Source organism: Prosthecobacter sp. Pr1 (assembly GCF_057652315.1).
In genome coordinates this window covers 458,394-483,877 of record NZ_JBYFBS010000004.1, presented here as the reverse complement: position 1 = coordinate 483,877, position 25,484 = coordinate 458,394, and the positions used below count along the sequence as shown (strand labels likewise).

Annotated in this window: 25 protein-coding genes; 15 read left to right on the top strand and 10 right to left on the bottom strand. The window is 59.3% G+C overall.

What is annotated here, in order from left to right; genetic code table 11:
• Window positions 1-222: 222 nt before the first annotated feature.
• The 13 genes from AC24GY_RS09515 (at window position 223) to AC24GY_RS09455 (ending at window position 11,640) form a co-directional block, all read left to right on the top strand.
• Complete coding sequence (locus tag AC24GY_RS09515) at window positions 223-1,251, top strand: CAP domain-containing protein (protein WP_487682307.1); 1,029 nt, start codon at window positions 223-225, stop codon at window positions 1,249-1,251.
• Window positions 1,252-1,257: 6 nt separating this feature from the next.
• Window positions 1,258-2,310 (top strand): peroxiredoxin family protein, encoded by a 1,053-nt coding sequence (locus tag AC24GY_RS09510; protein WP_487682305.1) that lies wholly within the window; start codon window positions 1,258-1,260, stop codon window positions 2,308-2,310.
• A 164-nt stretch (window positions 2,311-2,474) separates the two neighbouring features.
• Window positions 2,475-4,244, top strand: a complete 1,770-nt coding sequence (locus AC24GY_RS09505) for a GspE/PulE family protein (RefSeq protein WP_487682303.1) — start codon at window positions 2,475-2,477, stop codon at window positions 4,242-4,244.
• Window positions 4,245-4,247: 3 nt separating this feature from the next.
• Complete coding sequence (locus AC24GY_RS09500) at window positions 4,248-5,501, top strand: type II secretion system F family protein (RefSeq protein ID WP_487682301.1); 1,254 nt, start codon at window positions 4,248-4,250, stop codon at window positions 5,499-5,501.
• A 28-nt stretch (window positions 5,502-5,529) separates the two neighbouring features.
• Entirely contained in the window at window positions 5,530-5,967 is a 438-nt protein-coding gene (gene gspG, locus AC24GY_RS09495) for a type II secretion system major pseudopilin GspG (RefSeq protein ID WP_422320353.1), read from the top strand.
• Window positions 5,968-5,980: 13 nt separating this feature from the next.
• A complete protein-coding gene (locus tag AC24GY_RS09490) occupies window positions 5,981-6,481 on the top strand; it encodes a pilus assembly FimT family protein (RefSeq protein WP_422320352.1) in 501 nt (166 codons plus the stop codon).
• Entirely contained in the window at window positions 6,478-6,891 is a 414-nt protein-coding gene (locus tag AC24GY_RS09485; RefSeq protein WP_422320351.1) for a PulJ/GspJ family protein, read from the top strand. The genes AC24GY_RS09490 and AC24GY_RS09485 overlap by 4 nt, the downstream gene beginning before the upstream one ends.
• A complete protein-coding gene (locus AC24GY_RS09480) occupies window positions 6,863-7,531 on the top strand; it encodes a type II secretion system protein (RefSeq protein ID WP_487682298.1) in 669 nt (222 codons plus the stop codon). Before AC24GY_RS09485 ends, AC24GY_RS09480 begins: the two co-directional genes overlap by 29 nt.
• Window positions 7,528-8,559, top strand: a complete 1,032-nt coding sequence (locus AC24GY_RS09475; RefSeq protein ID WP_487682296.1) for a type II secretion system minor pseudopilin — start codon at window positions 7,528-7,530, stop codon at window positions 8,557-8,559. Before AC24GY_RS09480 ends, AC24GY_RS09475 begins: the two co-directional genes overlap by 4 nt.
• Entirely contained in the window at window positions 8,543-9,760 is a 1,218-nt protein-coding gene (locus AC24GY_RS09470; protein WP_487682294.1) for a hypothetical protein, read from the top strand. Before AC24GY_RS09475 ends, AC24GY_RS09470 begins: the two co-directional genes overlap by 17 nt.
• Window positions 9,757-10,338 (top strand): hypothetical protein, encoded by a 582-nt coding sequence (locus AC24GY_RS09465; RefSeq protein ID WP_487682292.1) that lies wholly within the window; start codon window positions 9,757-9,759, stop codon window positions 10,336-10,338. Before AC24GY_RS09470 ends, AC24GY_RS09465 begins: the two co-directional genes overlap by 4 nt.
• A 155-nt stretch (window positions 10,339-10,493) precedes the next feature.
• Complete coding sequence (locus AC24GY_RS09460; RefSeq protein WP_422320346.1) at window positions 10,494-11,105, top strand: hypothetical protein; 612 nt, start codon at window positions 10,494-10,496, stop codon at window positions 11,103-11,105.
• 73 nt (window positions 11,106-11,178) lie between these two features.
• Window positions 11,179-11,640 carry a DUF5069 domain-containing protein gene (locus AC24GY_RS09455; RefSeq protein ID WP_487682290.1) on the top strand — a complete coding sequence of 154 codons (462 nt, stop codon included), beginning with the start codon at window positions 11,179-11,181 and terminating at the stop codon, window positions 11,638-11,640.
• A gap of 27 nt (window positions 11,641-11,667) precedes the next feature.
• Here the strand turns inward: AC24GY_RS09455 and AC24GY_RS09450 are convergent, their stop codons facing one another.
• From AC24GY_RS09450 to AC24GY_RS09430, 5 genes are all read right to left on the bottom strand, one after another.
• Window positions 11,668-14,019 carry a DUF1553 domain-containing protein gene (locus AC24GY_RS09450; RefSeq protein WP_487682288.1) on the bottom strand — a complete coding sequence of 784 codons (2,352 nt, stop codon included), beginning with the start codon at window positions 14,017-14,019 and terminating at the stop codon, window positions 11,668-11,670.
• Window positions 14,020-14,167: 148 nt separating this feature from the next.
• Window positions 14,168-14,473: an EF-hand domain-containing protein gene (locus tag AC24GY_RS09445; RefSeq protein ID WP_422320343.1), complete on the bottom strand. Its 306-nt coding sequence runs from the start codon at window positions 14,471-14,473 to the stop codon at window positions 14,168-14,170.
• A gap of 217 nt (window positions 14,474-14,690) precedes the next feature.
• Window positions 14,691-14,966 carry an EF-hand domain-containing protein gene (locus tag AC24GY_RS09440; protein ID WP_397380669.1) on the bottom strand — a complete coding sequence of 92 codons (276 nt, stop codon included), beginning with the start codon at window positions 14,964-14,966 and terminating at the stop codon, window positions 14,691-14,693.
• Between the two features lie 147 nt (window positions 14,967-15,113).
• Complete coding sequence (locus AC24GY_RS09435) at window positions 15,114-16,583, bottom strand: PhoH family protein (RefSeq protein WP_487682286.1); 1,470 nt, start codon at window positions 16,581-16,583, stop codon at window positions 15,114-15,116.
• A 327-nt stretch (window positions 16,584-16,910) separates the two neighbouring features.
• A complete protein-coding gene (locus AC24GY_RS09430) occupies window positions 16,911-17,366 on the bottom strand; it encodes a pyridoxamine 5'-phosphate oxidase family protein (RefSeq protein WP_487682284.1) in 456 nt (151 codons plus the stop codon).
• A gap of 101 nt (window positions 17,367-17,467) precedes the next feature.
• On the opposite strand from AC24GY_RS09430, the gene AC24GY_RS09425 reads away from it, so the two are divergent.
• Both AC24GY_RS09425 and AC24GY_RS09420 read left to right on the top strand, forming a co-directional pair.
• A complete protein-coding gene (locus tag AC24GY_RS09425) occupies window positions 17,468-18,760 on the top strand; it encodes an AI-2E family transporter (protein WP_487682282.1) in 1,293 nt (430 codons plus the stop codon).
• Between the two features lie 19 nt (window positions 18,761-18,779).
• Window positions 18,780-19,157: a fluoride efflux transporter FluC gene (locus AC24GY_RS09420; protein ID WP_487682280.1), complete on the top strand. Its 378-nt coding sequence runs from the start codon at window positions 18,780-18,782 to the stop codon at window positions 19,155-19,157.
• 5 nt (window positions 19,158-19,162) lie between these two features.
• Here the strand turns inward: AC24GY_RS09420 and AC24GY_RS09415 are convergent, their stop codons facing one another.
• The 5 genes from AC24GY_RS09415 to AC24GY_RS09395 all read right to left on the bottom strand — a co-directional run bounded on the left by AC24GY_RS09415 (window position 19,163) and on the right by AC24GY_RS09395 (window position 25,335).
• The gene (locus tag AC24GY_RS09415) at window positions 19,163-19,465 is read right to left on the bottom strand and encodes a KH domain-containing protein (RefSeq protein ID WP_487682278.1); all 303 of its coding nucleotides are present in this window, start codon (window positions 19,463-19,465) and stop codon (window positions 19,163-19,165) included.
• A 6-nt stretch (window positions 19,466-19,471) separates the two neighbouring features.
• The gene (gene rpsP / locus AC24GY_RS09410; RefSeq protein ID WP_461526422.1) at window positions 19,472-19,723 is read right to left on the bottom strand and encodes a 30S ribosomal protein S16; all 252 of its coding nucleotides are present in this window, start codon (window positions 19,721-19,723) and stop codon (window positions 19,472-19,474) included.
• A gap of 98 nt (window positions 19,724-19,821) precedes the next feature.
• The gene (locus AC24GY_RS09405; RefSeq protein WP_487682275.1) at window positions 19,822-21,273 is read right to left on the bottom strand and encodes a DUF1501 domain-containing protein; all 1,452 of its coding nucleotides are present in this window, start codon (window positions 21,271-21,273) and stop codon (window positions 19,822-19,824) included.
• 7 nt (window positions 21,274-21,280) lie between these two features.
• Entirely contained in the window at window positions 21,281-24,631 is a 3,351-nt protein-coding gene (locus AC24GY_RS09400) for a DUF1553 domain-containing protein (RefSeq protein WP_487682273.1), read from the bottom strand.
• A complete protein-coding gene (locus AC24GY_RS09395) occupies window positions 24,628-25,335 on the bottom strand; it encodes a FadR/GntR family transcriptional regulator (RefSeq protein WP_422320335.1) in 708 nt (235 codons plus the stop codon). The genes AC24GY_RS09400 and AC24GY_RS09395 overlap by 4 nt, the downstream gene beginning before the upstream one ends.
• Window positions 25,336-25,484: the final 149 nt, after the last annotated feature.

Sequence of the window (25,484 nt, the reverse complement as noted above, 5' to 3'; positions counted from 1 at the left end):
TAAAACTTTGCGCCACAAAGCGATGATTCTGCTGGCCGACACGAAACAGGCTTGGCAGTTTTATATAATTACCATAAGTTAAGGGAAGTGAATCAATCCGCGTCAGGTTTGCGCAAAACGACACACCACTTTGGGCGAAGCTGGTGCGCAGGACTGTTGTGTGCGGCCATTCTTCTGCCTGGATTGGCAGAGGGAGCCGATCCCACGGCAGAGCAGCAGTACATGCTCGAACTGACCAATCGTTTCCGCAGTGATCCCCAGGGTGAGCTGGCAAAGCTGGTCAATTTTTCCTCTCCAGGTGTGTGGGCTCCCACCAAGTCGAACGATCCCAGCATCGCCTACGCATTGAACTTCTTTGGCACCAGCGCCTCAGATTTGGCCACGCAGTTTTCCAGTCTCGCTGCGGCACCACCGCTGGCATGGAGCAGCGCTTTGAATGTCTCTGCCACCAGCTATTCGAACCTGATGGTGACTTCCGATCAGCAGTCACACACGCTGGACACGAACAGTTTGGACCAGCGCATCATCAACGGCGGTTACAGCGCCAACTGGTTGAATGCCGGCGAGAATCTTTTTGCCTCGGCGCAGTCACCCTTTCATTCGCATGCCGCATTCGTGGTCGACTGGGGAGATGGCAATGGCGCAACGGCCGGTTATGGAAATGGCATTCAGAACCCGGCCGGCCACCGCGATCTCCTGCTCAATACAACCATGAAGGAAATCGGCATCGGCTTCCAGGACATCTCGATTCCGGGGAGCAATGCCACAGCCATCGGGCCGTACGTCATCACCGAGCATCTGGCCTCGCAGTTTCGCTATGATGGCATCAACTACTTTTCAGATGCCATTCTGACAGGCTCGGTTTATCAGGACACCATCTTGGCGGATGCCTTTTACACGCCCGGGGAAGGATTGGCTGGTGAGGCGATCAATGTTTACAACGACACCACTGGCATCCTCGTGGCCAGCGGATTTAGCAACAGCGCCGGCGGTTTCAATATCACGCTCACCGGCCTGACCAATGGTGTTGTCTATCGCGTGGAAGCTCCCGACACCGGCCTCACTGCCAAGACCTTCACCCTTAACGAGCATGTTGAAGATTATGGCCTCCCCGGAAGTCCTGCTTACGTGATGGTGTCCGACAATGTTTATGAGTCGTTTATGATTGTTCCCGAACCCGGGAGCCTGCTGCTGTGCCTGGTAGCAGGCCTGCCGTTTCTATTGTTTCGCACTCGTCGTACTCTTTGTTGATTCACCATGAGATCCATCGTCCTCCTGCTTCTGTCCGTTGCATCCATTCTGGCCCAGACTCCCTCTGCACCGCTGGCCACGGAGATCCGTTCGATCATTGATGAGTACGAAAACTCAGTGCGTGCCAATACGCAGAAGCTCATCGCCGCCACCACCGAGGAGGACAAGAACAAATTCCGCGCCAGCATCCCCAGTGCCGGACCTTATGCCACGAAAATGCTGAAATTGGTGCAGGCAAACCTGGACCAGCCGGATGTGGTGAAAGGGGTGAACTGGCTCGTGACGGGCGCGGCGGGTTTTCCCGAAGGGCAGGAAGCGCTGAAGATGCTTGGCACCACCTTCGCGGATCGCGCGGGCATCGCCGAAGCCGTGAAGCAGCTCGAATACCACGGCCTGCCGGCCGAACCGGTGCTGAAGGCTGTGATCGAAAAGAACACGCATCGGGATGAAAAGGCCGCCGCGCTCTATGCCCTGGGTGCCATCCACTTTAAAAACTTCGACGCCTCTGCGGATCGTGACTCCGCCGCTGCCTCGAAGAGCAAGGCGCTCGAATGCTTTCAGCAGCTTTATGCCGACTACGAGGACGTCACCATCCAGGGCTTCAAGCTCTCAGATTCCGTCGCCAAAATGTTCTTTGAGATGACCAGCCTGCAGGTTGGGTGTGAAGCGCCGGAAATCGAGGGCAAGGACGCCGATGGCGTGAGCTTCAAGCTCAGCGACTACCGTGGCAAATACGTCATCGTCATCTTCTGGGGCGGCTGGTGCCATGCCTGCCACGGCACTCTGCCGCTGATGAACCAGGCCGCCGCGCAGCTCAAAGACAAAAACGCCGTCGTGATCGGTGTGAACACCGACATCGAGACCGAGGCCAAAAAAGCACTCGCCGATTACCAGGTCAGCTTCCGCAACGTGCTGGACAACACCAGCAGCGGCCCCAACACCACCCTCTACAACCTGCGCAACTTTCCCACCCTTTATCTCATCGACCCCAAGGGCCTGATCGCGATCAAAAATGGGTCTCTGGACGCGATGGTGGCGCAGATCAACGCTGCCAAATAGGCGGCGGGCGGTACGGGTAGATCTCCCTAATCGTGCCAAACGAGGGTTGGGTTACCTCAACTTTTCGGCTCTCTAAATGGTTTGGAAGTATTAAAAACTTGCCATTTCTATGAAAAACCATAATTATACGGTATTATAAGGCCGAATTTAGGCGCTCCGTCCTCATGCTTCCACTCATCGATCAGATCCTCAAAGACTCGGGTTGTGCCGATCTTCCTGCTGTGCGGCAGGCGGTGGAAGAGGCGTGCTTCAATCAGACGTCCTTTGTGGATGCCGTACTGGATTGCGAAGGCGTGCGTGAGCGTGATTTCCTGACGGCCCTGGCCAAGACTCTCAGCCTGCCATGGTGGGAGCCGAAGGATGAAGACCAACCCACAGAGCAGGGGATGCGCCGCATGCTGCCGGCGGAGATCGCTCTGCGTCATCGCTTGCTGCCTGTTTTCACGGAAGAAACGAAGAACGATGACGGTTCGGAAACGGAGCGCACCTTGCACATCGCCACGTTTGATCCGCTAAGCCTCGTGGCACATCAGCGCGTAGCAGCGAGTCTGTCGATGCCCGTGGTTTGGCATGTAGGTCAGCGCACCCGCATTGTCGAAGGTCTGCAAAAACTCTACGGCCTGGGTGCCGATACGTTTGAAAAAATCCTGCGTGGTCGTGCCGACTGGGGCGCAGAAGATTTGAAGGATGAAGTCACCGTGCTCGATGAACCCGAGGACGAAGAGGCTTCGGTGGTTCGTTTCGTGAATCAAATCATTCGCCGTGGCCTTGAACAACGCGCCACGGACATTCACGTGGAGCCGCAGCAGGACCGCCTGCGCATTCGTTACCGCATTGACGGCCGCCTCGAAGAACTGCCGGTGCCGGAGAATATCAAATCACTGCAGGCCTCGGTGATCGCCCGCCTCAAGATCATGGCGCGTCTCGACATCGCCGAGAAGCGTCTCCCACAAGATGGCCGCATCAATCTCGAACTCGACGGCCTCGCCATCGACGTGCGCGTGGCCACCATCCCCTCGGTTGAAGGTGAAAGCATCAGCCTGCGCCTTCTGGCCCAGCAGCAGGTCACCGTGAACCGCCTTGGCCTGACCGACAACATCCGTCCCGTCGTCGATGAACTGCTGAAGCTGCCCAACGGCATCATTCTCATAACCGGCCCCACCGGCAGTGGTAAATCCACCACGCTTTACGCTTTCCTCACCGATCTCAATCAGACGCATCGTCGCATCGTCACCATCGAAGATCCGGTGGAGTACAAGATGCCCGGCATCGTGCAGATCGCGGTGAAGCCGGAGATCGGCCTCACCTTCGGTGCAGGACTGCGCAGCATTCTGCGCGGCGATCCAAACGTAGTGATGATCGGAGAAATGCGCGACCTCGAAACCACCGAGATCGCCGTGCGCGCCGCTCTCACCGGTCACCTCGTCTTCAGCACCCTTCACACGAATGACGCCATCGGCGGCATCACCCGTCTCATCGACATGGGCGTGGAACCCTTCCTTGTCTCCAGTGCTGTGCGCGCCTTCTTTGCCCAGCGTCTCGTGCGTAAACTCTGCCCGGTGTGCAAAACACCCACCGAGGTGGAGGAGAGCTATCTCAAGTCCATCGGCTTTCCTTCCCATTTGTCTGGGAAAATCATGCGTGCCGTGGGTTGTGAGGCCTGCCGTGGCAGCGGATTCCAAGGTCGACTCTCCATCTATGAAGTCTGCCTCGTCACCCATGCGCTGCAGCACCTCATCAACAGCCGTGCGCATCCCGCCGAGTTTCACAAGCAGGCCCTCAAGGATGGTTACATCCCCATGCGCGGCTACGGTTTCCAGAAAGTGCTCAGTGGTGAAACCACCATCGAGGAAGTTCTCAGCGTCACCGCCGCAAGTGATCGCAATCACGCGCCGCAGACGACCTCCATGCCTTCCACTCGTTTAGCCGCCTAACCCATGCCCACCTTCGTTTACAGCGCTCACGGTCCTTCCGGTGTCATCACCGGGGAGCTGTCTGCGTCGGATCGCAGCGAAGCGTTTGCACTGCTGGGGAAAAAGAAAATTCAGCCCATAAAGCTCGAAGCCGCAGGTGACGCAAAAGCTTCAGCCAGCAATGCCACCAAGGCCAAGCAAAGCGCCGCAGCCGCCGAAACCATCCCAGGTGGTCCCATCAAGCTCAAGCTTCCGCAGGTGGTTCTCTTTATCGAGGAACTCTCCGACCTCGTCGGTGCTGGCATCCAGCTTGAGCCGGCGCTCGCCACCATGGAGCGCCGCCGTGAACTCTCCGGCATCAAAACACTCGCCACGGTCCTGCGCAGCAAAGTGCGCGATGGCATGGCGTTCTCGAAGGCCATTGCGGCCACCAGTCCCAGCTTCGGCAAGCTCTTCTGCGCTCTCGTTTCGGCGGGTGAGGCCAGCGGTTCGCTGAGCACCATCTTAAAGCGTCAGGCGCAGTACATGCGCTCCCTGCAGGCACTGAAGTCCAAGGTGCTCTCCGCGCTGCTCTATCCCGCGTTTCTCATCGTCGCTGCTGTTGCCGTCACCCTGCTGTTCGTCGTTTATCTCATTCCGAAACTCACAGAGATGTTGGATTCGACCGGTGGCTCGCTGCCCTTTGCAGCGCAGATCATCCTGAAGATCAGCGACACCTTCAAGGCCACCTGGTGGATGGTCATCCTCGGCGGCATCGCCACCTACATTCTCGGCAAGGCATGGGTCTCTCGCCCCGAGTCGGCCATTCCTTGGGCGCACTTCAAACTTCGCCTCCCACTCTTTGGCGGCATCTTTCGCGCACGCTTCTACGTCCAGTTTCTGGAGACGATGGCCAACTTGCTCGGCAACGGCCTCACCATGGTGCAGGCCATGCAGCTCACCCATCAGGCCATCGACAATCCTTACCTCCAGCAGGGCTTCGAAAGCGTCATGCGCAATGTGGGCGAAGGTGTCGCGCTCTCCCGTGCGCTGGACCGCAGTGCTCAGTTCCCCCCGCTGCTCATCGACATGGTAAACGTGGGCGAGCAAACAGGCGACATGCCTGCTGCCCTCGAACGCGCAGCCGAGCGCTTTGACCGCGAACTCAGCAAGAAGATCGACACGCTCGCCGCGCTCATCCAGCCCCTCATCGTCTGCCTCATGGCCGCGATGGTCGGACTCATGGCCTACCTCATGATGACCACCATCTTCCAGACCATTTCCAGCATCAACAAATAGCCGCCCCGGTTCTCATTCACACATCCTCATGAAACACACCCAAACCCAACCACGCCTCCCGACGTCCGGCTTCACCCTCGTCGAGATGATCCTCGTGCTCGCCATCGTTGCGCTCCTTGTGGGCGCGGCCATCGTCAATTTTGGCGGTGTGCTTGAAGGCGGTAAAAAAACCACCGCAAAGGGCAACATCAGCAGCATCACCTCGGCGCTGCGTGCCTATGAAGTGGACAACATGTTCCTGCCCACCACTGAGCAAGGACTCTCCTCTTTAGTTGAAAAACCCACCAGCCGCCCTGCTCCGCAAAGCTGGAGTCCGAAGCTCAAGAAGCTGCCCATCGACCCTTGGGGCAACGCCTACCACTACCGCCGCCCCGGCGTGAAGGACAAGACAGGCTTCGATGTCTACTCGGCCGGTCCGGATGGAGTTGCCGACAACGCTGACGACATCGGCAGCTGGGATCAATAACGACAAAACGAGAATGACGAATTGCCAGTCCATCACCAAGACCGTGCAAACCACGCTGAAAGCTCAGCGTGGTGTTAGTCATTCCCGCGCAGCAGGCTTCACCCTGCTGGAGATCATCGTCGCGATGTCGATCACCCTGCTGATCATTGGCATTGCCACCGTCAGCATCTCCGGCGTGCGCGCTGAAGACAAGCTGCGGCGTGCGGCGGCCATGATCGAAACCACCGCCCGGCAAAACATGCTGCAGGCGCTCAACAGCCAGCAGACAGTACGCATGGAACTTTCCGCCGGTGCGTTCGGCACGAGCGATGAGTTCAGCGGCATGCTGCAGGTGCGCCGTTATGGCGAAGCCGCCTTCCGCAAACCGAAACGCGGCGAGGCTTGGGAGTTCAGTCCTAGCGGCATCTGCGAACCCATCGAGGTTCGCATCAGCGGCCCTGCGGGACAGATCGAGATCGGCTTCGATCCGCTCACCGCCTGCGCAAAACGCAAATCCATTCAGGTCAAAGGATGAAACACACCCGCACATCCTCCTCTGCACATGGTTTCGCCTTGTTCGAAATCATTCTCGCCCTCGCGTTGTTCTCGCTCGTGGCCGTCAGCATGACGCGCGCGATTGAGCAGATCGCCAAGGCCTCCACCTCCGCGCGCCAGGAGGCACAGGTGCTGCGTGTGCTGGAGTCGGTCCTCGCGGAAGTGGCGCATCAGCCCGAGTTCAAAGCCGCCAGCATCTCCTTCAATCCCACCGCTGATCACATCGACGCCAGCGCTACGATCGAGAAGGTTGAACTCATCAACAAAGACAAGGTCAAACTCGACCACATGTTTCGCATCCGCGCCGAAGCATGGATCAATGACGGGCGCACGCGGCGCATGAAACGCAGCATGGAAACCTATGTGTATTCGCCCCACAGTCCGATCTAAGGCCGCGTTCACGCTGCTCGAAGTCATTATGGCCATGGCGCTCATCGGCTTCATCCTGAGCGCTGTCTATGGCGTGGCCAACGGCGCCATGCAGCTGGGCAAATCCATGAGCACCGCTCGCGTGGCCGAGACCCGCATCAGCAACTTCGTCACCCAGTGGCGCGACTATCTGGAAACCATGGACCCCGGCATCCAGCTCAGCGCCGGGTTGGAAAAAGTCGCGCGCGGTGCCTCGGGCAATATGTTCATCGCGGGAGGTCACATGCCATTCGCCTGGGAGCGTCATTTGAAGCTCGCCGATGCCGTTGAGTTTGGCGTCGTGCGCAATCGGGAGACCAAAGACCTGAGCCTCGTGGTGCGCCACTTCAAGCTCAACCCCAAGGCCCGCACGCCGGGAGAATACAACCTCATCGCCGAACTGCCGATCCTCGACGGGCTCAAGCAGATGCAGTGGCAGTTCTATGAGCCGGAGGAAAAGAAATGGTACACCAGCTGGGATCCGAAGAAACGCCCGCAGCCGCCGCTCTTCATGAAGCTCAAGTTTGCTTTCACCGCCGACCCGCGTGAGCACGAGTACACGTTTTGGATCGCGAACGACCTGGCTCAGGTCAGCGTGCCGCAGGCACCACCGCCACAATGAAGAATGAACCTCCAACGACCGAAGACAGAATGATGGGCAGTGCTGCCCGTCAGGAAGTCCACACTCGTCGTTCGGGCTTTGTCATTCCTTCGTCTTATGCTCTTCGTCAGGCATCCTTGCAGCGCGGCTCCGCACTCATCGTGGTGTTCTGGATGATCGCGATTCTCGGCATGGTCATGTTTGCGGGAGCCAAGTCTCTGCAGGCAGACTCGCAGTACACGCGCATGATGCGCGGGCGTATTTTTGCCAAACGTTATGCGGAAATGGGCCTTGAGGTGGCGCGTCATCCCGTCATGCGGGAGGACGATCCGCTTCTGCACTTCAATGCAGACGATGGCGGCGGCTACAACGTCAAGCTCGTCGCCGAGGAGGCGCGGCTGAACGCCAACCATCTTATCCAGACCGGTGACAAGGTCCTGCTGCGCCGCTTGTTCACCAGCTGGGGCTTCAAGGAGCAGTTTGTCTCAGCCCTGTGCGATGCGCTGAAGGACTGGGTCGATGCAGACACCAATGTCAGTCTCAACGGCGCTGAAAAGCGTGATTACGAGAAGATGGGCTTCGAGGGCATGCCGTTCAATCGCCCGTTCAAAGAAGTTGAGGAAATGCTGCTCGTGCGCGGCATGGATATCGTCAACGTTGAAAGGCCTGACTGGCGCGAGTGGTTCACCGTTTTTGGCGATGGCCGCGTAGATATAAATGACGCCCGTCCGGAGCTCATCGCATTGCTGGCCGATCTGCCGCTGGAGCGCATTCAGCCGCTGCTCACGCTGCGTGCCGGACGCGATGGCGCGCTGCACACGCAGGATGATGTGCGGCTCAGCAGCGTGCCGCAGGTGGCGCAGTTGCTGGGCGTCTATCAGCCGCAGATCCTTCAGCAGCTCACTCAATGGATTCAATTCGCCGGTCCCATTCGCCGCATCGAAAGCGTCGGTTCACTCGGACCTCTGCAACGCAAACTCATCCTCATCACGCAGGACGGCAAGGCCGTCTGGCGTGGTGAAATCCCCGCCCATGGCAAAAACACGTAAACCTCCCTGCGAGCTGCTGCTCCCCGGCGCACAAGTCTGGCAAAGCTGGATGGGTGCGGAGGGCGCCTCATGCCTGCTGCACGCCGAGCAAAACGCCGAAGGCGCCCGATTTGGCAAGGACGCCCAGCGTCGGGTTCTCGCACTTCCCGCCGTTCATTTCTGGGCGCTGCCCGCCTGGCTCAAGGGGCAGCCCGAGCATTTGCGCAGCATGGCGCTGCTGCATCTCGAACGCATGGGCATCAAAGCCGAGGACGAGGAATCCACGGTGCAGGTGCGCAACATGCAGGGAAAGGAAGGCGCGTATCTCACGCGCATCCTCGCGCTCAAGGACCTGCCATCGCCGCTTACCGACACCGCACGGCTGCCGGATGAAGTCACGCTGCATGCTCTGTGCTATCCGATGGTGCAAAACAGCCTCACGATTTTCCGTGAGCTGGGGCGTCTCGTCGTCGCCATCACCAGCGGATCGCAGTTGATCTATTGCACCCCGCTCTCCGCGAACAAACTGGATGGCAACGCACTCGCAGAGCTCAACAACATCTGCCTTCAGCTCGGTTTTCAGGGCGTGCTTGGCAGGCTGGAAAGCATCGTGCTGTGGATTGACGAGGGTGACATCACGCAGATTCAGCGCGTCACCGGTTTGGCCGCCTACCGCTGCGACATGCCGGCACCCACCATGCCTGAGCGTGGCTCCAGCCTGCTCATGCCGCAGGATGTTACTGCAGAGCGTCTAAGCCAGACGCGCCGCGCAAAGACACGCTTCATGGCGCTGGCGGCCGGAACGGTGATCGCCGCGGCCATTGCACTCGTTGCCACGCTAACATCGCTGGCCTTGCAGGAGCGCAACCTGCTGCGCGAAAAAGTCGCCGTTCTCACGCCGCGTGCCTCGCGGGTCATGGATCACAAAAAGGCATGGCAGGAGGTCGCGCCTGCCGTGGATCCCACCACCTGGCCGCAGCAAATCCTGCTGCACCTCATGGAGCCTGAATCATCCAAGGAAGTTTCCATCACGCATTGGGAATGGACACCGGAGCGCATGAGTCTGCGCGGGCGCATGCCCGACGCTACCCTGGCGTTCAAGTACACCCAGGATCTCAAGTCGATCGAAGCACTCGCTCCTTTCGCATTGAACGGGCCGCCGCCAGCCTTTGCCAGCGACGGCAGCGCCAGCTTTGAGATGAAGGGAGGGCCCGGCGAATGAAGAAGAGTGAGAAAGTGCTGCTAGGCGTCTTCGCCTTCCTGTTCCTCGCCATCATCGGCGGTGGCGGGCTCATGTATGCCTTCAACAACTACACGGCCATCCGCGAGGAAAACGACACCCTGCGGGATCGTCTCGCCGATATGAATCTTGCTATCTCACAGGGCGCGGATTGGGCGGACAAGTACGGCTGGCTTGAGGAGCATTGCCCGAACTTCACCAGCCGGCAGGAGGCTTCAGCCAAGCTGCTTGAACTCATCACTGGCGAGGCGGAAAAAAGGGGCATCAGCATCGGCGGCAAGGAATTCATCGAAGCCGTGCGCGTGCTGGGGCCTGATGGTCTGCCATTGGAGGAAAACCTCGGCTACTTTGACAAGGCCACCGTGAAGATCACCCTCGCAGGCATTCAGGAGCAGGCCTTCTTCGGCTGGCTCCATGCACTGCAGCAGCCGCAGAGTTTCCTCGGCATCACCCGCATGCAGATCAATCCCAGCGGCACCAACAAGACCATCAACGCCGAGGTCGAGTTCACGCAGTTCTACCGCGAGAAATCGGCACCCAAGGTCAGCAAAGCAAACTAGCCATGAAATCTCATTTCCATTCCATGAGCGTCGATGATGCGCGCCAGCGTCCTGGACTGCTCCAGTCCTCTGGAGCTTTTCGCAGGCTATGCGACGTTCGAAAGCGCCGCAGGACCGACGCACTCCAGAACGCTCACGCGTTTACTGTGAGCTGCATGCTGTGGCTGTTGCTTTCCGTAGTCGGGTATACCCAGGAGCCACAGAAGAAAGACGCCCCACCCGTGCCGTTTCCAAAACTGCAGCACTTTGCCCCTCTATGGGAGCGTTCCATCTTCACCACCAAGGATCTGCCTTCACCCGATGCACCGACAGGGCCTAATTTCGCCGACAACCTCAGCCTCTCCGGCATCTATGAGATCGACGGCGGTGTCGTCGCCGTGCTGGTGGATCGCACCACCTCGCAGGTCATGGAGGCGCGCATTGGTTCAGAAAACGAAATGGGCATCAAGATCCGCGCGGTCAAACCTGGCGAGAGCGTGGACAAGACCCGCATTCAATTACAAAAGGGAGATCAGGCCGGCTGGATCAGCTTCGCCGATCTCTCCGCCGCACCACCCGTCGAGGTCAGGAGTGCCATTCCCACGCAGCAGCCTGCTGCACCGAATCAAGGCATGGGCATGCAGCAGCGTCGAAACATGAACACCCCGCCTGTTCAAACTGGACTGCCACCCAATCCGATTCTTCCCCCGCCATCCACTCCGGTCCCCGGTGGTGCGCCCAGACCCGCTGCACCTAGGATCAATGATGTGCCGCTGCCGCCGCCCTGAGGAAGACAAAAGGACATAGGCGCTCCGTCATCATGGCTTGCCAAACAGCGGTCTGATGGAAAAGAGTGCCCTCATGCCCCACGTCCCAGGTCTCCGCAGTTGCTACGCTAAGGTCGGCCGCCTCATCTATTTCGGTCGCATGCTCGACAAGATCCGTCTGCATGCCGCAGCCAAACTCCCTGCCGATTACACGGCGCAGCTGGGTGACACTCAGTATTACACCCTCGACGGTCGTTGCTGCCGTTTCCTCGGCATCCCTTATTCAGCGCTCCAGGCACGCGTCCTCGAAGGCGGCACCGACGAGGAAATCCTTACTTGGGTGCATGCCCGCGGCACCGTCCGCACGGATGAGGAGTGCCACATGTGGAACCGCTTCATCGCCAAACTCGGCTGGCGTGATGAACGCTCCGCCGTGCTTCCCCAGCGCATTCAAGACAGCGGCCTCAGCGGCAAGCCCATCGAGACCCTCATCGACCACATCGAGTATGATGAAGGTCGCGACCCTGTAGGCGAGCGCGCTTGGGAGAGCATTTGAGGAATGGCCGGGTGACCGCGTCTGTTTCTATTCCCGCGTGATGGTCTCGTCCAGATTGAGCATCACTCGGGCCACCGCCTGCCAGGCTTGAGTCTCATTGGCCTTCGCTTGACGTTCGGCGGCAAGCAGGCGTGTGAGCGTCTGGCGTTCACGATCCAGCGGCGGGCGGGAGAGGCAGAGCTGGCAGGCGTGGGAGATGCGTGCATCGTCCGTTTTGGCTTCCTTGATCAGGCGTGCAGCCAAAGCCTGCGCGAACTCCACATAGGCGCTGTCATTGAGCAGGGTGAGGGCCTGCAGCGGTGTGTTGCTGCGGATGCGGCGTGTGCAGGTGCTGAAGCCGTCGGGAGCATCAAAGACACTGAGGGCAGGCGGCGGAGTGGCCCGGAAGATGAAGGTGTAAATGCCGCGCCGGTAGCGGTCGCTGCCTTTGCTGAGCGGCCAGGCACGTTTGACTTGCCCCAATGACATGACGCCCTCAGGAATCGGTGGATAAACGGGCGCTCCACCCATCTTGGGCGAGAGAAGGCCGCTGGCGGCGAGGCAGACATCACGTACGACTTCCGCATCCAGCCGCAGGCGGTTCTGCCGCCAGAGCAGGTCATTGTTGGGATCCATGCGAGCTGATGTAGGCCGAATCGTGGAAGCCTGCTGATACGTCGCGCTGGTGACGATGAGCTTGTGCAGGTGCTTCAGGCTCCAGCCGTGCTCCATGAAATCCACGGCGAGCCAGTCGAGGAGTTCGGGGTGGGTGGGCAGGCGGCCCATGGTGCCGAAATCATTTTCCGTCGAGACGAGGCCGCGCCCAAAGTACTGCTGCCAGACGCGGTTCACAATGACGCGTGCGGTGAGCGGGTTCTTCGGATCAATGAGCCATCGTGCGAGGGCGAGGCGGTCAGCCTTGGCCCCTTCGGGCAGCGGCGGCAGCACGGCGAGGACGCCGGGCTGGACTTCATCGGACGGCCGGGTGAAATCCCCTTTGATGAAAAGCGTCGTTTTGCGCGGCTGCGGCAGCTCCTTCATCACCAGGGTGGTGGTGCCGTTCTTGAAGATGTTGTCGAGTTCAAGGTGCCGGTCGTAGAGCGGATTGAAGACGCTGTCAGACGTGCCGGTCATGGCTTTAAAAAGAATGCGCTGATCGGCGGCACCACGTTTGGCGGCGGGCTTGGTCAGGGACTTCAGCGCCTCGGCATCGACCAGCTTCTTGGACTGGTCACCCAGCGTCTTTTCCCACTCCTGCAGCACGGCGATTCTTGCCTTGATGTGCGCATCGATCTGCTTGAGCACCTGCGTGTGCTCGGCCTTCAGCTTGTCGAGATCCTGCCCAGGATCAGGCACGGGCAGAGTGGGCTCGTCCTGGTTGTTGAGGAAGGCGAAGAGCTGATAGTACTCGCGCTGGCTGATCGGATCAAATTTGTGATCATGGCACTGCGCGCAGCCGATGGTCAGTCCCAGCCAGACCGTGCCGGTGGTGGCCACGCGATCAAAAATGCTCTCGATGCGGAACTGCTCTTTGTCGATGCCGCCCTCCTGATTGATCTGCGTGTTGCGATGAAATCCGGTGGCGATGAGCTGCTCGCGCGAAGGCTTCGGCAGCATGTCTCCGGCGAGTTGTTCCAGCGTGAAGTGGTCGAAGGGCTTGTCCTGGTTCAAGGCGTTGACGACGTAGTCGCGATACGGCCACATGCTGCGCGGGGCGTCGATGCTGTAGCCATTGCTGTCGCCATAGCGCGCCTGATCAAGCCACCAGCGGCCCCAGCGTTCGCCATAGTGTTTGGAGGCGAGCAGCCTTGTTACGAGTTCCTCACTGTTTGATGCCGGCTGTTTGAGAAAAGCAGCCACTTCAGCAGGCGTCGGCGGCAGGCCGGTGAGATCCAGATGGAGACGGCGGATGAGTGTGGCAGGTGCCGCAGGAGGCGAGGGCTCCAGCCCTGCCTTGCTGAGACTCGCGCGAATGAAGGCATCAATGGGATGCTTGGTGTCACTCTGCGGCAGCGGTGCTTTGACCGGCGCGATGAAGGCCCAGTGCCGGTCATCGCTCGGAGTTTCTTCAGCGGGTGAGTGTGCGCCTTCAGCAACCCATTGTCTGATGAGCGCGATCTGCGCAGAATCCAGCGGCCCGCGTTTGTAAGGCATCTGCGGGATTTCAGCATGAGTCCCGGAGACGACCTGCACAAGGAGGTCTGGCAGTGTGGAGCCATGCTTGCCGCCGGTGCGCGCACCCGTGGCGGTGTCGAGCTTGAGCTGGGATTTCTGCGTGGTCGCACCGTGGCATTTCACGCAGTGCTGTTGCAGCAGCGGTTTGATCTGCGTGATGTAGTCCACCGCCGCATGGCTGGCGGCAGTGCAGAGCAGGAATGTGATGAAGGTGCAGCGAAGCATTCGAAAAAGAAAAAGCAGGACAGACAGAAGGTACGTTGGCGGGCAGGGGGCTTCTTCCGCCTTCTGGCAAACGCATCCACAAAAAAGCCGCACTCGCGCGGGGCGGGTGCGGCCTTGATGACTGGTGGAAGTCAGAGAGTCAGACGGCTCAGGCGTTCTTCTTTTTCTTCGGGGTGAGTTCTTCCAGTGTGAGGGAGCCATCGCTGTTCTTGTCCATCTTGCCGAAGCGCTCGGTGGCCTTGGCTTCGTCCTTCTTGGCATTCGGAGAAGCCAGAAATTCCGCCTTGGAAACTTTGCCGTCTTTGTCGGTGTCGAGCCGTTTCATCATTTCTTCAGGATTCATCTTGGGCTTGCCCTTGTCGCCTTCTGGCTTCTTGGGGGCATCACCTTCAGCGGCGAAGGAGGTGACTGCGGAGAGCGACAGGATGGCGAGGAGCGAGGTAATAACTTTCATGTAGGTCGATGTTGGGTTGTTGATGTAAGGGCGTGGAATTCTGGATGTCCCAGTCCGGCGCTTGCCGTGTTAAACGAGAAGATGCCCGTTTGGTTTCGATAAATGAACACTGTTTTTTGAGAACAGCATCAGGCCCCCCTGATGCAGACATCAAAACGCCGCACTCGCGCGGAGCGGGTGCGGCGTGGTGACTTTTCAGGTCAGAGCAAAGCTCGGATCAGGCGGCCTTCTTTTTCTTGGGAGCAGCAGTAAACTCTTCCTTGGAAAGAGATCCGTCCTTGTCCTTGTCTTTGGCGGTGAACGACGCCTCGGCCTTGGCTGCGTCCTTGGCACCCTTGAGGAATTCCTCCTTGCTGACTTTGCCGTCTTTGTCGGCATCCTTCTTGGTGAACATTTCTTCTGGCGTCATCTTGGGCTTCTTGGGGGCATCAGCTCCGAAGGAGGTGACGGCGGAGATTGCAAGAATGGCCAGGAATGAGGTGATAACTTTCATGTGAGTTGATATTGGGTTGTGGATAATGAGCGCTGGATTTTGGGAGGCCCAGTCCGGCGCGTGGCGTGTTAAACGACGCGGCGATCATTCCATTTCAAAAATTCTCAGAGGAATTTTCTAAGTGCAATTTTCTGTAATGAATACAGCCTATAGCAAGCGCGCCGCCGCTTCCGCCAGGGCACTGCGTTCACCTTTGACCAGCGGAACGTGCGCCGCGAACGTCTGCCCGCGCATGCGCTGGCGCGTGTAAACCAGGCCGTTGCTGCGGCTGTCCACATATGGGTTGTCGATCTGCGCTGGGTCGCCGACGAGGACGAGCTTGGAGCCGCGAGACATGCGGGTGACGATCGTCTTGGCCTCCAGCGGCGTGAGCTGCTGCGCTTCATCCAGGATGAAGAAGCGATCTGGAATGCTGCGACCACGGATGTAGCAGAGCGCCTCCACTTCGATGACACCCTGCTGAATGAGCGGGTCATACGGCGCGGCAGGTGCTGCCATCTGCTGCTGCGGCTCGGGCATGAAGCGGTTCTTTTTGCGTGCCGGCCCCTGCTGCGTGCCCTCCATGGGCCGCATCAGGAGATCCAGCGCGTCATAGACGGGCTGCAGCCAAGGCCGCATTTTTTCCTGCAAAGATCCGGGCAGGAAACCCACAGTCTGCCCCATCGCAACGATGGGACGGCTCACCGTGACACCGTGGTAGGTGCGGTTAAACACCTGCTGCAAGGCGGCTGCGACAGCGAGCAGGGTCTTGCCAGTGCCAGCCTGACCGTAGCAGGTGACGAGACTGATCTCAGGATCAAGCAGGGCATCCAGAAAGCAGGCCTGACCCAGATTCATCGGTTTGATGGCTCGGCCCTGACCGACCTTGATCGACTCCGGCGTGTGGTGCAGGCGGACGAATTCACCATTGGTGCTCAGTTTCGCCGGCATGGTGGCTTTGTCTCCGGCGGTGAGCAGGGCGTAGTCGTTCACGACCATCCCCACGGTGCGGGTCTCTGGCACGGAAAGGCAGCCGCTGCTCGCGAAGCGCTGCAGCTCATGCTGGCTGACTTCCACACGGGCGATGTCAAAGTTTGCCACCTCACGCGGCTCCACTTTGTCATGCAGGTAGTCCTCACACTCGATGCCCACGGCGCGTGCCTTGAGCTGCATGTTCAGGTCCTTGCTGACGAGAATCACCGGCGGTGAAACCTGCTCACTCAGCCAGAGCGTGCAGGCCAGGATGCGATGATCAGCTTTGTCCAGATCGTGAAAAATACGCTCAAATCCCTGCACGCTGGCGTGCTTGCGCGCCTCAGCAGGATCATAGACTGCCACGCGGATGCTGCCGCCGCCATCAGTCGGCACCCCTGTGGTGACGGACGCGCCCTTGTTGGAGAAAATTTTCATCAGCGCCCGATGCACTTCGCGGGCGTTGGAGCCGCGTTCCGTCATCTCGTTTTTGAAGCGGTCCAGTTCGCTCAAGACATCGACAGGAATGCAGATGTGATGCTCGGCAAAGCGGTGAATGCAGGCGGGATCGTGCAGCAGGACGTTGGTGTCGAGAACGAAAGTCTTGGTGGCGGTCGGGGCGTTGGCGCGGCGGCGGCGGGAGGAGGAGGGGGAGGCAGAATTCACAGAAACAGGACCAGGGTCAGAAGCGCGGGTGGAAATGACAGAAGAGATTACCGATGCTGGGTGGTCGTCACGGTCCATGGTGTTTTAGTGGGTGTAGTGGTTGCCTGCGGAGAAAAAGGCGGGGACAGCTTTTCGTTGGCGCGGGGGAGAGCCAAACGTACCGATCCCGAAATGTGATTTTTTGAATGAATCACGGTAATTGCTGAAGAGTGTCAGAACGTGCAGTGGCTGGCAAGAACTTATTCACAAAGACGAAGTTATTCACAGTTGGGGGCACGTTTCTACCACCCCATGAACGCACAGCTCAGGCCAACGCGTGTATCAACTTTATGAATGTGCCGAAAAGGGCACTTCAAAATACTCCAAAGCCCATTCCCGCATGTAGCGCACCTGGCTTGGAACAAAGCGGTAGATGATCAGGTCGGGATTGTCGATGCTGCCGAGATAGGCACGCAGCAAAGGATTGGCAGCCCAGATTTCCTCCAAAAGAGGTCGTTCAGTGACAATCACGGCCGCGGCCGTGATTCGCACCTGATTGTCCTGATCATCTTTGTAACACAATTCAGCCTTCGGATTACACGCCAGCTCATGCGTCTTGCCGTAGCGGCGCAAATTGGCGACATAGACCGTGAAACCGTCCGTGCGCACTGGTGAAACAGGGCGCACCCGTGGCTGATCTCCATCCACCGTGGCCAGCATGGGAAACTTCGCGGCACGCATGGTGGCCTGCGCGAGTTGCGGCAGTTCGGCGGGATCTACAGGCTGGGGCTGAGGGCGGGACATGGTGGGTGACGATACGCAGTGAGATTAAGCTGTCCAATTTGCGGCTATCTTTGGAGTACCCAAACGGCAGTGCCCAGCTAGTCTGAGCACCATTCTCCCCTATGAAGAATCTTCCCACCGTCTTTCAGCGCAATGCGTTATGGGCAGCCATCACCGCCGTGTCGATCACCATCATCGGTGCGCTGGCCATCGGGCTGATCTACCTTGCGACGCAGGTGATGGCCTTTCTGCAGCCCATTCTCGTGCCTTTCGCCGTGGCGGGCGTGCTCGCCTACCTGCTGGAGCCCGGCGTGGAGTGGCTGGAGCGCCGCGGCCTCAACCGCCAGCGTTCCGTGCTGCTGGCCTTCGCGGTGTTTACGCTGGCCATGGGCGGTCTGGGCTGGTGGATCGTGGTGAAGCTGGACGATCCCGCCCACCATCTGGCAGACCGCGTGCCCGTTTATTACGCCAAGGCGCAGAAGGCGGTGATCGACTTTTCAGCGAAGATCGAAAAAGACTACGACATCAAGCTGCTGCCCCGCACAGAGTCGGCCGCGACTCCAGCTCCTACATCTACAGCAGCACCAGCAGGGCAGGGGACAGCCTCGGCAGTTAAAGAGGGCAACGATGCCCCTGACGCAGATTTTCAGGCCTTGTTACGGGGTGACTGGGTGAAGACCACTCTGCCCAAAGTCCCCGGCATCGTCTGGACCTTTCTCAGAACCAGTGTGGGCGGCTTCCTCGGTGTCTTTGGCTTTCTGCTCTCCTTCATCATCGTCCCCCTGTACCTCTACTATTTCCTGATCGAGAGCGCCAATATTCAGGAGCGGTGGTCAGACTACCTGCCACTGAGGGCCTCGGCCTTCAAAGACGAGCTGGTGAGCTGCCTGAACGAGATCAACAGCTACCTCGTCGCCTTCTTTCGTGGCCAGCTTTTTGTCAGTGTGATCAATGGCATCGCCACGGGCATCGGGCTGATGATCGTGGGGCTGGACTTTGGCCTGCTCATCGGTTTGGCGCTCTGTCTGGCGGGGATCATCCCGTATCTGGGCATCATCCTCTGCTGGATCCCGGCGGTGATCATCGCTTCCGTGCAGGGAGGGAGCGCGTGGATTTCTGCGGACCCTTGGTGGGTCATGCCGCTTGTGGTGACCGGTGTCTTCGCTCTGGTGCAGCAGGTGGATGCTTTGTTCATCACTCCGCGCATCGTCGGTGAAGCCGTCGGGCTGCACCCCATGACGGTCATTGTTTCCGTGTTTGTGTGGGGCCTGCTGCTGGGCGGTCTGCTCGGTGCCATCCTGGCGGTGCCTCTCACAGCCTCGGTCAAGGTGCTCTTCCAGCGCTACGTGTGGCGCGCGCGCATTGCTCCGCAGACGATCGGCGGCTCCAGACGTGAGGGGGCGGTGACGGCATGATCACAATCAGCAATCCCCTATGAAGAACATCCTGCTGATCTTTCTCGGTGGCGGCCTCGGTTCGGTGCTGAGGTATGGCACGGTCATCGGCATGGCGCGTCTGCTGCCAAAGGCCGTCTTTCCCTGGGGCGTGCTCGCGGCCAATATCCTTGGCAGTTTCATCCTGGGCTTCCTCTTTGCCCTGCCAGCCATGAAGGAAAAAGGCAGCGGCCCATGGCTGTTCGCCGCTACAGGCGTACTGGGTGGCTACACAACCTTCTCCACGCTCGCGAATGACTCGTGGCTGCTGATGCTGAACCAGCATTCCTGGCTCGCGCTGCTCAATGCCATTGGCAGCATTCTGCTGGGCATCACCGCCGCAGCCGTCGGCTGGTGGGCTGGCAGCAAGCTGGCCTGATCCTCTCAGGCTTCAGCCTGAGGCATCTCGAGGGCTGCTTCCGCATCCTCTTCACGTGCGGATCCTACTTTGAGGGAAATTTTGATCCCGTGCTTGGCGGCCGCTGTATTGAGCAAGGAGCGGATCGCGCTGATCGTCATGCCATTCTTGCCAATGACATGACGCACATCTTCCGGTGCCAGCTGCACACGGTAGGCGACGGCACCGTTGATATTAGTGCCGATGGCAATGGTCGCCTGCTGCGGGTGGTCGATCAAATTCGCCACCACATAAGAGAGGAACTCGCGGAGGGCTTCCGGCGCGTCCATGGCAGCTTATGCTGGGACTACGGAAGCGGCGTGCTTGATGAGGCTCTTGACGGTGTCAGAGGGCTTGGCTCCTTGGGAGATCCAGGCATTGACGCGATCAAGCTTCACGACAGCACCTTTGACGCCCTTTTGAGGATCGTAGGTACCAAGGATTTCGAGGAAACGGCCTTCTTTTGGGAAGCGTTGGTCAGCCGCAACAATACGGAAGACTGGACGGCCTTTTTGGCCTTCTTGACGGAGACGGAGAACAACTGCCATGGTACGTGTACGGGAATGGGGTCAGGTTTTGGGGAGGCGCATGGTGGAGACTTTGAGAAGAAAATCAAACGTTTTTTCCCCCTCATTCTCAGGTCGGCTCATGCCAGCACGTCTTTGAGCACATGCCCATGGACGTCCGTGAGCCGTCTTTCGATGCCGTTATTGTAGTAGCTCAGGCGCTCGTGGTCGATGCCCAGCAGGTGCAAAATCGTGGCATGCAGATCGTAAATGGTGCTCACGCGCTCGGCGGCTTTGTAGCCAAATTCGTCCGTCGCCCCGTAGCTGAAGCCCTTTTTCACCCCTGCACCGGCCAGCCAGACGGTGAAGCCCTTCGGGTTGTGGTCGCGACCATTCGCACCCTTCTGGAAGGTCGGCATGCGCCCAAACTCGGTCACAAAGGCCACCAGCGTGTCCTGCAGCAGCCCCCGGGCTTTCAGGTCCTTCAGCAGCCCGGCCACAGGCTGGTCGAGGATCGGCCCATGCACCGAGTACTGCTGCTCGATCGTTTTGTGCCCGTCCCAGTTGCCCACGCCCTCGCCCATGGCGTAGGAGCCGTTGAAAAGCTGCACAAACCGCACCCCGCGCTCGATCAGGCGCCGCGCCAGCAGGCAGTTCTTGGCAAAGCCGGCCTTCGTCTCGTTGCTGTCGTTCACACCGTACAGATCCAGCGTGGCCTTGCTCTCGTTCGACATGTTGCCGACCTCTGAAGCGGCAATCTGCATCCGCGCCGCCAGTTCGTAGGACGAAATCCGTGCCGCCAGGTCGCTGTCCGCCGGATGCTCCTGCGCCTGTTTCTGATTGAGCAAATTCACGAATGCACGCGTGTCGCGGTCTGCCGCCTCGCTCACACTCGCAGGGCGGATCAAATTGGGAATCGGCTTGCTCGCATTGAATGCCGTGCCTTGGAATGCCGCAGGCAGAAACGCCGAGTTCCAGTGCCTTGGGCCGATCTGCGGCACGCCACGCGGGTCAGGGATCGCCACAAAGGCCGGCATGTCATCGCACTCGGAGCCGAGCGCATACGTCACCCAGGAGCCCATGCCCGGGAAGCCGTCCAGAATGTACCCTGTGCTCATCTGATTCTCCGCCGGGCCGTGCGTGTTCGACTTGGCCGTCATGGAATGGATGAAGCACATGTCATCCGCGAGCCCGGCGATGTTCGGCAGCAGTTCGCTGATCATCTTGCCGCTCTGTCCGCGTGGCTTGAACTCCCAGATGGGTTTGACGAGGTTCCCCTGCGCTCCCTGGAAGGTGATCAAATCCGCCGCGCCCGGCAGCGGCATGCCGTGCCGCTTCACCAGCTCCGGCTTGTAATCAAACGTGTCCACATGGCTCATCGCTCCCGAGCAGAAAATGACGAGCACGTTCTTCGCGCGCGGTTCAAAATGCGGCGGTCGCGGCGCATAGGGATGCGCCGGATCAATGCGCGGGCGAATGGGGTCGTTCGCCAGCAGACCCTTCTGCGCCAGCAGCGAGGTCAAAGCGATGCTGCTCAATCCGCTGACGCCTTGATTGAGAAAGTTCCGACGGGAAAGAAGATGGTTTTGCATAACAGGATCAATACAGGGTCATGAACTCGCTCGTGTTGAACAGCGCGCGGCAGAACATCGCCAGCCCGTGTTGTGAAATCAGCTCTGCGGCAGCCGTCACCTCATCCGGTTTAGGCTCGCGTTGATAGGCCAGTTGAAATGCCCGCTTCACTTGCGCATCAGGCTCCTTGCCAGCCTCCTTTTCGAGCCGTGCCGCCAGCAGCTCGCTCTGCTGCATGGCAAACGTGCTGTTCAAGAAATTCAGCGCCTGCAGCGGTGTCGTGCTTGAGGTTCGGCGCGGGGCGATCTGCCCCGCATCCGGCACATCGAACGCTCCAAACGTGTCATCAAGCTGCACGCGTGGCTTGCTCTGGTACACCATGCGCCGGAACGTGTCGGGCCCAAACTCCTGCTTCGACTGATACACCTTTACGTAGTTGTCATTCGGCACAAAGAGATCAAAGCCCGGCCCGCCCATGGTCAGGTCCAGCACGCCGCTTACGGCGAGAATCGTGTCGCGCAGCGGCTCCGCTTCGAGCCGCCTCGTCGGGAATCGCCACAGCAGCCGCGCGCCTGAATCCGCCAGCATGCCCGCGTCATTGGTCGTGCTCGACTGCCGGTAAGCCGCTGAGTTCATGATGAGCCGGTGCATCTCCTTCATGCTCCATTTGCGCTGCATGAACTGCGTAGCCAGCCAGTCGAGCAGTTCAGGATGTGACGGCTTGCCACCATTAAATCCAAGATCGCTCGGCGTATCCACGATGCCCGTACCAAAATGATAGTGCCAGATTCGGTTCACCATCACTCGCGCCGTCAGCGGATTCTGTGGATCGGTCAGCCATTTCGCCAAGGCCATGCGCCGCTCCGCTTCCGGTGTGTCTTTGGGCAGATCCAGTTTCGCGCCGATCTGCGCCAGCGCCCCCGGTGCAATTTCCTCCTGCGGCGTCATCGGGTCGCCGCGTTGCAGCCGGTAGGTCGGTCCCGGCTGCTCAAACTTGCCCAGGTAAGCCATGGGGAAACTCGTCATTTCCTTCAACCTGCGCTGCAGCACGGCACGCTGCTCGCTGTGTTTCCTCACCGTGGCAGCATTGTCAGAAGAGACTCCGCTCAGTGTCGGAATGTCGCGAATACGGTCCCGATACTCCACGCCCAGCCGGTCAGCCGATGTAGCCACCGCCTGCCATGTTTTCCCATCCAGCGAAGTCTCAATCACATAATCCGTGGTGAGACGATCCTCATAGACCTTGCCCTTCTTCTCTCCGCGATCCCGGCTCCACACCACGCTGCTGATGCTTTCTTCACGTGGCAGCTCGATCTGCAACCAGCCCTTGCCTGCATTCTTCGAAATCCAGCTCTTCGCGTTGCCATACAGACCATCATTTGCGTGCGCGATCTGATGAATCGGATTCGTACCATCACTGAACACATCCGAAGCCGTCACCTTCGCGCCGTTCTTCGCCAGCGCCACGTTGCGTGGCTGCTTCCCGGCGGAAAACACTTCCAGCTCATCGATGCACGGTTGACCGCCGATCGTCGCATGAATCGTGAAGCGCACAAACTTCGCCTTCACCGCATCAAAGCTCTCTCGGTTCGCCAGATGCGTCACGGGCGCGCGCAGATGCGGCTGTGATGCAGGCTGGGTTCCGTCCGAGGCTTCAAACAGCACCGCATCAGCCACGGTCGGCCCGCCGAGTTTGCCGCTGCGCAGAATGAGGATGGAATCCGGCGTCACCGCATACGTTCCGGCATACTTGAAACCGCTCCAGCGCTTCTGTCCAGGAATCGCACCGCTGCCGTCGGCAAACTTGCTTTGATCCACGCTGGCGATTTCTTGCTGGTCGCCATTCGTGTTCGCATCGCCATCCAGATCGAGGATGTAGCGCGCATCTTTCGCATGCGTCGTCCACGCCGCCCATGAAAGCCAGATGCGTTGTTTGCCAGAGACGCGCGGATTCCATGAGAAGAAATCCTGTGCGGCGGCATCCTTCTCCGCCTTCCAGTAGCGGTAACTTTCGCCAAGATTGGGCAGCCGTGTTGCATCACCTGGATCTGCGGCTTGGCCCAGCTCTGTGCCCGGTGAGTATTCGATGGGCTTGCCATTCGTGGGCTGTTCGATCTGCACGCAGCCAATGGCATCTGGCTTCGTTGGCGGCGGCAGATCATCATCCACCAGCACACGCCGCGTCAGTTGGGCGCGCGGTTGGAAGCGAGCAAGTGCCGCATCCACCTTCGCGATCTCTGCTCGAACGCCTTCGGCCTCCTTCAGCCGTTGATCAGCATCTGCCGGACGCAGTTCACGCTCTGCATGCTGCACACCCTCAAACATGGCCCTAATGCGATAGTAGTCCGTCTGCAAAATGGGATCAAACTTATGGTCATGACAGCGCGCGCAGCCAATCGTGAGTCCGAGGAATGTGCTGCCCGTGGTGCTGACGAGATCATGCATTTCATCCGCCCGTTGATTCGCCCGCAGCACCGGGTCCTGGCCCTTCACCTGATCCCACGAACCGGCCACAAGAAATCCCGTGCCTTCATCCGTGCCCAGCTGGTCGCCTGCGATCTGCTCACGCACAAACTGGTCATACGGCTTGTCCTCATTGAACGCACGAATGACGTAGTCGCGATACGGCCACGCATTGGGCCTCACACGGTTCATCTCAAAGCCATGGCTTTCCGCAAAGCGCACCACGTCCAGCCAGTGCCTCGCCCATCTTTCGCCATAGCGCGGTGAAGCCAGCAGGCGGTCGATCAAGCTCTTAACAGCCGTTGTTTGATCCCGGCTGAATTCCTTTTCAAAAGCAGCCGCTTCTTCCGGCGTGGGCGGCAGTCCGGTCAGATCAAAGCTGGCACGGCGGATGAACGTCCGGGCATCTGCCGGCGCATTCAGCGTGAGGTTTTTCTCCTTCAGCTTTTCACCAATAAACTCGTCGATGGATGCAAGCTTCGATGACTTCAGCGGCAGCAGCGACCAGTGCGTGATATCCCCCTTGGGCTTCTCCTTGAGCACGATCTCCTGCGGCCACGCCGCACCCATGTCGATCCAACGTTTGATGAGGTCGGTTTCGGCGGTGGAAAGTGCGGGCTTCTTCTTCGGCATCTCCGCTTTCTCGCCTGCGCTCTCCGGCACGATCATCGTGTAGAGCGCTGACTCCGCAGCTTTGCCCGGAACCAAGGCCGCTCCGTCGTCACCACCTTTGAGCACATCCGCCAGCGTGCTCATGTTCAGGCCGCCTTTGGTCGTCACGTCATTGTGGCATTCCACACAGTTCTTCACCAGGATCGGTGCCACCTGCTCATGAAACAGCTTGGCTGCATCAGGCTCGACGGCAAAGACACTGCTGCTCGCAAGGACGAAGGAAAAATAAGAGAGTGATTTCATGCGGCTTTCTTGGCTTTTGGCAGGGCCAGATCGGCCTCGGCGGTGATCAAATGTTCGCGCATCGCTTTCGCAGCGGCGGCGGGGTCTCGTTTCTCAATGGCGCTGAGCACCGCAGCATGCTGCCGCACCGCATTGTCCGTCGATGTGCGGCTGTAGCCATGCTTGAGGCTCGTTTGAATCAATTCGGAGAGTGAATGCAGCAGCAGGTTCGCAATCTGATTCCCCGACGCCGCCGCCAGCTCCCGATGAAACGCCATATCAGCCTCCACCGCAGTCTCAAAATCCTGCGTCTCCGCCAGTTCCTGCAATGCTGCGCGCAGCCTGCGAATCTGCGCCGGTGTGGCGTTCTCGGCGGCGAGCCGCGCGTTCTCCGGCTCCAGCATGAAACGCACCTGAATGAGTTGCCGCAGCCGCTCCTTGTCATCGGGAATCAGCAATGCCAGCGAGCCGTTCAGCGGCTTGTGCAGCTTGTCCACCACCTTCGTGCCGACCCCATGCTTCACCTCCAGCAGCCCCTGCAACTCCAGCCGCTTCGTCGCCTCCCGCACCACGGGCCGGCTCACCCCAAGTTTCAGCGCCAGATCCCTCTCCGGCGGCAGCCACCCATTCCCCCCACCACCGCCTTCGTCCCGAATTTCTGATGCAATGCGTGCGCACACCTCTTCAACAAGGCTGCGCTGGGGTTTGATGGATGAAAAAGCCATGTGGTTAGAGGTCTTACCACTGGTCTTTACGAGGAGATGCTGAGGTTTTTATCAGTCGAGTCGAAGAAATAAAACGACTGTGGACCGCAGTGCTGCCCCGACCAGGAACGCTCCGAGAAAACACAGCTCAATCTTTCTCAACGAAGCTC